At 71.9% G+C, this 6,011-nt stretch carries 3 protein-coding genes, 1 rRNA gene and 1 pseudogene; 4 read left to right on the top strand and 1 reads right to left on the bottom strand.

All coding sequences use genetic code 11. The features are described 5' to 3' along the window. A pseudogene (locus KS423_RS36370) lies at positions 1 to 645 on the top strand (hypothetical protein); the annotation flags it as partial. Further along, on the top strand, positions 642 to 1,226 hold the full coding sequence (locus tag KS423_RS36365; RefSeq protein ID WP_224284015.1) for a hypothetical protein: 585 nt from the start codon (positions 642 to 644) through the stop codon (positions 1,224 to 1,226). The pseudogene KS423_RS36370 and the gene KS423_RS36365, both read left to right, overlap by 4 nt. A gap of 142 nt (positions 1,227 to 1,368) precedes the next feature. Here KS423_RS36365 and KS423_RS36360 read toward each other — a convergent pair whose 3' ends face one another. Then, complete coding sequence (locus KS423_RS36360; RefSeq protein WP_224284014.1) at positions 1,369 to 3,531, bottom strand: HAD-IIB family hydrolase; 2,163 nt, start codon at positions 3,529 to 3,531, stop codon at positions 1,369 to 1,371. 246 nt (positions 3,532 to 3,777) lie between these two features. Between KS423_RS36360 and KS423_RS36355 the strand changes: the two genes are divergently transcribed. Together KS423_RS36355 and KS423_RS36350 are read left to right on the top strand one after the other, a co-directional pair. Next, entirely contained in the window at positions 3,778 to 4,767 is a 990-nt protein-coding gene (locus KS423_RS36355; RefSeq protein ID WP_224284013.1) for a phospholipase, read from the top strand. Between the two features lie 1,133 nt (positions 4,768 to 5,900). Next, positions 5,901 to 6,011 (top strand): 16S ribosomal RNA (locus KS423_RS36350); the annotation flags it as partial.

Here is a 6,011-nt window from a genome sequence, read left to right as displayed (position 1 = left end):
CCCGCCCTGGCCGGCGCGGCCGTGGCCCTGCTGGTCCTGCCGGCCGCCGCCCGCGACAGCTACGTCGTCGACAAGGCCGCCGCGGCCCTGGTGTGCGACGGGCCCGTGTGCGTGACGCAGGCGAGCCGGTCGCACCTGGCCGAACTCGCGCCGCGCGGCCGGGAGGCGCTGCGCGTGCTGCACGACGTCCTGGGCGACAAGGCACCGACCTCGGTGCGGGAGGACACCGCGCTGCGCGCGCTCGGCGATCCCCGCTCACTCCCCGGTGACGCGGTGCTGGTCGACTTCGACGAGCAGCTGTTCGTCGACGCGTCCGGCGAGGACCTGACCCGCGCGCTGGTCGCCCAGGGACTGGCACCGAGCTGCCACGCCCGCACCTCCCGGGAGGGCGGGGGACAGGACGACGCCGCCCTCCGGAGCATCGCCGTGAGCTGGGCCCTCGGTGACCCCACCCTCCGGCCGATGGAGGAGCGGGCCACCGACGAGTACTCGCGCAGGACCTGGGCGGATGCCGACGCCGCCTGGCGGGAGCTGAAGGGGCTGGCGCCCGCTGAGCAGCGCTCGCGGATCGCCGAGCTGCGCACCGCCGCCCTCTCCTGCACGGCGAGGCTGCGCGAGGTGCCGGCGGGAGGCGCGTCGCGATGAGGTGGCTGATGCTGTACGCGCGTTCACGGCAGGTGCCCACGTCGGCCGCCGCGGTCGTGCTCGTCGCGTTGGCGGTGTGGGCCTTCACCCGGGGCGACGGTACGGGTGCGACGGATGCGATGGACCCGACCGCGTTCTTCGTGCTCGCCGCGAGTGTGGCGGCCGGCTCCGTCGGGTTCGGCGGGCAGGACCTCGCACTGGACCGGACGGCCGCGATCCGGTGGGTGCCCCGCCGGGCGGCGCACACGGTGCTGATCGGCGCGGTCGCCGGTGCGGCGCTGCTGGCGGTCCAGGCGGTGGGCCCGACGTTCGTCCCCACCGAGGTCGTCGTCCGGGACAGTGCGGGTCTGGTCGGCCTGGCCGCGCTCGGGGCGGTGCTCTGCGGGGCGCACCTCGCCTGGACGCTACCGACCGGCTGGCTCGCGTTCTCCGTCCTCGCCCCGCCGTTGCCGCCCAACACCGTGGGGAAGGCGGTCGGTTGGATGACGTTTCCCCCCGGCACGGAGGCGTCCACCTGGGCCGCGGTGGCGTTGCTGGTGACCGGCAGCGCGCTGTACGCCGTGGCCGGTCCGAGGCGCTGACGGGCACGTCTGTCGGCCGCCGAGTCCGTCCGGCCCCCGCCTCCTGACCGTGCCGTCCGGAGCCCCTCCATCGGACAGCCGCGTCCGGACACGACGAGGGCCGGTTCGACTGACCGGGGCCGCCGCCGGGGGTGGCTTCGGCTCAGGGCCACCCCGCGGTTTCCGGGCGCGGGTGGGCGGATGGCCTGGCCCTCGGCGGCGTGGCGGAGGTGCTGCGGATCGCGTGGACGATCCGGGCGGCCCAGTCCGCGGGCCGCTCTCGACCGAGGAGTTCGGCGAGCCGCGCCATGCGGGCCCGGCGTTCGGCGGGGGCGAGGTCGAGGGCGCGGGCCAGGACGGTGGCGAGGTCCTCGGGCGAGTGCGGATCGGTGAGCAGGGCGGCCCCGCCGAGTTCGGCCGCGGCGCCGGCGTGGCGGGAGAGGACCAGGACTCCCGGCTCCGCGTCACGGTGCAGCAGGGCGGCCCGGGCGGCGATGAACTCCTTGGCGGTCAGGTTCATCCCGTCCTGGAGCGAGGTCACCCAGAGCACGTCCGCCGACAGGTATTCGTCGACGACCTCGACGGTGGACAGACTGCGGGGGCGGTAGTCGATCGGCTGCCAAGTACCCTGCTGCCAGCGCGAGTTGACCTCGGAGACGCGCTGTTCGAGTCGATGGCGGGTGGTGTCGTAGGCGGTGATGCCGGGCTCGGGCGGCGGGCAGACCAGCCGGAAGGTGAGCCGGTCGCACAGCCCGGGCCGACGGGAGAGCAGGTGGTCGACGGCCTCCACCTTCTGGATCGGGGCCTTGGCGTAGTCGAGGCGTTCGACCGAGAGCACCACTCGGCCGACGGCCGGATCGCGGTGGGGCACACGGAGGCGGGCGAGCCTCTCGACGGCGGGCCGGTCGACCCCGAGCGGGTGGACGCCGGTGCGCGGCGGATCGGGCAGGCCGGCCAGGGTGCGGCGGAAGTGTCCGGCGAAGTCCTCGGTGTGGAAGCCCGCCCAGTCGAGGCGCGCCAGTGAGCTGCGAAGTTCGGCGGCGACCGGGAGGGTGGCGAAGACGTCCGGGGCCGGGAAGGGGGTGTGGTGGAAGATCCCGGTCCTGAGGTCGGGCCGGATGCGGTGCAGCACGCCGGGGACCAGCCAGAGGTTGTAGTCGTGGAGCCAGACGGTGGCGCCGGGCGCGGCCTGTGCGCTGATGTGGCGGGCGAAGCGGGCGTTGACCGTCCGGTAGTCGGCCCAGGCCCGTTCGTCGAAGACCGACCGGCCCGGTTCGGACATCAGGACCGGCCACAGCGTCTCCTTGCAGGCGCGGTGGAAGTAGCCGGTCCAGGTGTCCTCGTCGAGCGGTACGGGGGAGAGCGGCAGCCCGGTGGGGTGCGGGCGGTCGCCGCACAGGTCGCCGCCGACCAGAGCCGTGACCCAGACGCCCGGCAGGCCGTCGGTGAAGGCACTGGTCAGGGTGGGCAGGATGCCGTTGGGGCTGCTGGGCGGCTGCCAGCTCTCGCCGTTCCAGTGCAGCGGTGGGCGGTGGTAGGCCACCACGAGGGAGTGCCGACCCGTGGCGCGTTCGGGGCCGGAGCACGTGGGCTCGGGCCCGGGGGCGAGCCAGCCGAGTTCCTGGAGCACCGCGTGGATGCCGGCCGCCCCGGCCCGGCCGGGGCGATGCAGGAGCGGGTTGTCGGCGTGGGTGGTGAGGGCGGTGAGCAGGGCCGGTTCGGCTCCGGCGACGACCACCGCGTGCGTGCCGGCCCGGAACAGCGAGAGGTCGTTGAGGGAGTCGCCGGCGACGAGGATCTCGTCGGGCTTCCAGCCCAGCGTCCCGGCCAGGGCCCGAAGGGCGTTGCCCTTGGACGCTCCCGGCGGCAGGACGTCGAAGAATCGGTCCGCTGAGTACACCCAGGTGCAGCCGAGGGCCTCGACGGCTGCGGTGAGTTCGTCGGTGAGCCGCTCGGGGGCGAGGTGGTAGGAGCAGCGGCCGTCCTGGACGACGCCGTGCTGATAGCCGAGCTGGGGGAAGCGGCGCAGCGCGGCGCGAACCCGGTCCGGGCCCGGCCAGCCGGTCCGCAGGTGTTCCTGCACCGGGTCGACCGGGGTGAAGTCCGTACCGTCGGCGGCGGTGGCACCGACGTCGGCGATGATCCACCGGGGCCGCGGGACGAGCGGATCGCGAAGGACCTCACGGACGGAGGCCAGCCCGCGCCCGGTGACGAAGACCAGGGTCACCTCGGGGTGGTGGGCCAGGGCGTCGCGCAATCGGCGCCGGTCGTCCCGGGTGCCGCCGAGTAAGGTGCCGTCCAGATCGGTGACCAGAATCCTCGACATCCGAGGGACGCTAACACGATCACGCCCCGTGGGGTTCGACGACGTGGCGGGCCTGCTCAAGCGCCCCCGGCCTCGCCGCGTACTCCTCCGACGTCCGCGGGGTGTTGTCGCCGCTCGGCTGACGGCCGACCGGTCCGGTGTCCTCACCGCTTTCCCCCGGATGTCGTTTATGGCCCGTTTACCGCACGTCAAGGCGCAGTTGGTGGGATCGTCCTGTCAGTGCACCAACAAGAAGGAGTGCCTCCCTTGACCGCTCACCTCAGGCACGGCGCCCGCGCGCGAACGTTCTCGGCGCTGGCGGCGGCGCTGTGCGGGATCGTCGGTGCCACCGCGCTCGGCACCACCCCGGCGGCGGCCGCCGACCAGCGTCACCCGATCTACGCCATCGCGCACCGGGTCGACACCCTGGACGGCGTGGACGCCGCGATCAACCACGGCGCCAACGCCATCGAGATCGACGTCTGTGCCTGGTGGAACCCGAACGAGTGGCGCGCCTACCACGACTGTTCCTCGGCCGGCGAGAACCGGCTCGGCCCGAGCTTCGACAGCATGCTCGACCGCATCATCTCCAACGCCAACGCGGGCCGCCGGCTGTCGCTGGTCTGGCTGGACATCAAGGACCCCAACTACTGCGGCGAGGAGCCCAACCGCACCTGCAGCGTTGCCGGGTTGCGCGACAAGGCCCAGCGGCTGACGGCCGCCGGCATCCAGGTGCTCTACGGCTTCTACGAGTACCACGGCGGCAGCACCCCGGACGTCGGCGGCCGCGGCTGGAAGAGCCTGGAGGGCAAGCTCGGCCCGCTGGAGGGCATCACCACGACCGGAACCCGCGACCAGGTGCAGAGTGCCTTTGCCAAGTCCGGCACCGGATTCCCGACCGGCCGCCGGGCGATGGACTACGGCGACAGCGACATCACCAAGGGCTTCGGCAACTGCACGGAGGCCACCTACAACACCTGCGCGGAACTGAAGAAGGGAGCCGCCGACCGGGCCGCCGGCCGGCTCGCGGCCACCCTGTCCTGGACGACCACCTACAACGACCCCTGGTACGTCGACAAGCTGCTGGGCGACGCGCAGGTGGACGGCATCATCGCCGGCTACGGCGCCTTCACCGGCGTGCGGGAGTACGACAACAGTTGGCAGTGCGCCAACGCCGTCAACCTGGTCCGGGACTGGGTGAACCGCCACAGCGGGACCCATCGCATGGCCACCAGTGGTGACCGCCTGTTCAAGTAGGCGACCGCCTGCTCACCCGGAGGCCCGGCCCCTGGGAACGCCCCGGGGCCGTCGACCGACGAGCGCAGGGCGTGATCCTGAAGTCGTGGACCTGTAGGCGCAGTTCGGCGCCGGCGGCCGGTGCCCTCTGCGAATGTGCCCGGCCGGCCGGCCGGCGTCCGCGGCCCGGTCCACGGGGACCACTGGGGGGACGCCGTCGGCGACGGCGCCCGCCCGTGAGGTGGTGAACTGGGCGGGCTACCGGGTGCCGCCCTCCAGCAGGACGATCAGATCGGCGAACGCCGCCCGTAGCGCTTCCGGGTTCTCGATCCGGCGTCCACCGCGCCCGGTAGACGCCGTCGAAGTGGGCGTCAGCCCAGGCCACGGCAGCGTGGCAATACCGGGAGACGCGACGCAACCTGACGCCCGACCTCGTCCAGCGATCCCGGTCTCCCCGACCCATGCCGCCCCGGCCTTCTTCACTCATCTTCAGGACTCGTCATCGGACGCACGAACAATCCCACAGGGGCGGCGTTCCTTCTACGGTGCCGGCGCCCTTCGTGCAGGGCGTTTGTCTCGGGCGCCGAGGAGGAGTACTGTCTCCCAGTCGCTCGACTGGGAGCACCGGACACGCGTCGGCGTGGACGGTCCCGGGGTGGCCAATCCTTTGAACCAACACTTCCCGGCTCGGGCTGGGGCGGATCTGTCATGGGCAGGTGCGACCCGGTCTGAATGTGGCGTGTTCATTTAATCGGATTGCGGCCGGATTCGCTTTTCGGAGCGGAGGTCGGCTAGGGTTTGAAACGTCGAACAGGGCGCCAGGTTCTGGGCGACACCAGCAAGTCGGAAGCGGAAAGCCCCGGTAAACGGAGCGGAAAGCGTCTGATAGGCTGGAAACACGAAAGAACGAAGCCCGGAGGGCCCGCTGGAAGGCGGTCCGAAGGAAGCGTCCGTTCCTTGAGAACTCAACAGCGTGCCAAAAGTCAACGCCAGATATGTTGACATCCCCGGCCTCAGGTTTCCTGGGGTTGGAGATTCCTTTTGAAATAACACTAGCGAGGACGCAGTGCGCGGGGCCGCCTTATTCCGGTGGTTGCCGTGCCGCTCAACGCGGGTGTGAACCGGCCCTGCTTCATGTCGGGGCCAAGTAAACATTCACGGAGAGTTTGATCCTGGCTCAGGACGAACGCTGGCGGCGTGCTTAACACATGCAAGTCGAACGGTGAAGCCCTTCGGGGTGGATCAGTGGCGAACGGGTGAGTAAC

This window comes from Streptomyces sp. LS1784 (assembly GCF_020103755.1).
Lineage (GTDB): Bacteria > Actinomycetota > Actinomycetes > Streptomycetales > Streptomycetaceae > Kitasatospora.
Note: the sequence above shows the minus strand (reverse complement) of the source record. Positions and strands in the feature narration are given on the sequence as shown.

Coding starts and splice junctions, on each gene's coding strand:
- KS423_RS36360 (WP_224284014.1), bottom strand. CDS start 3,531: ATGTCGAGGATTCTGGTCACCGATCTGGACGGCACCTTACTCGGCGGC.
- KS423_RS36365 (WP_224284015.1), top strand. CDS start 642: ATGAGGTGGCTGATGCTGTACGCGCGTTCACGGCAGGTGCCCACGTCG.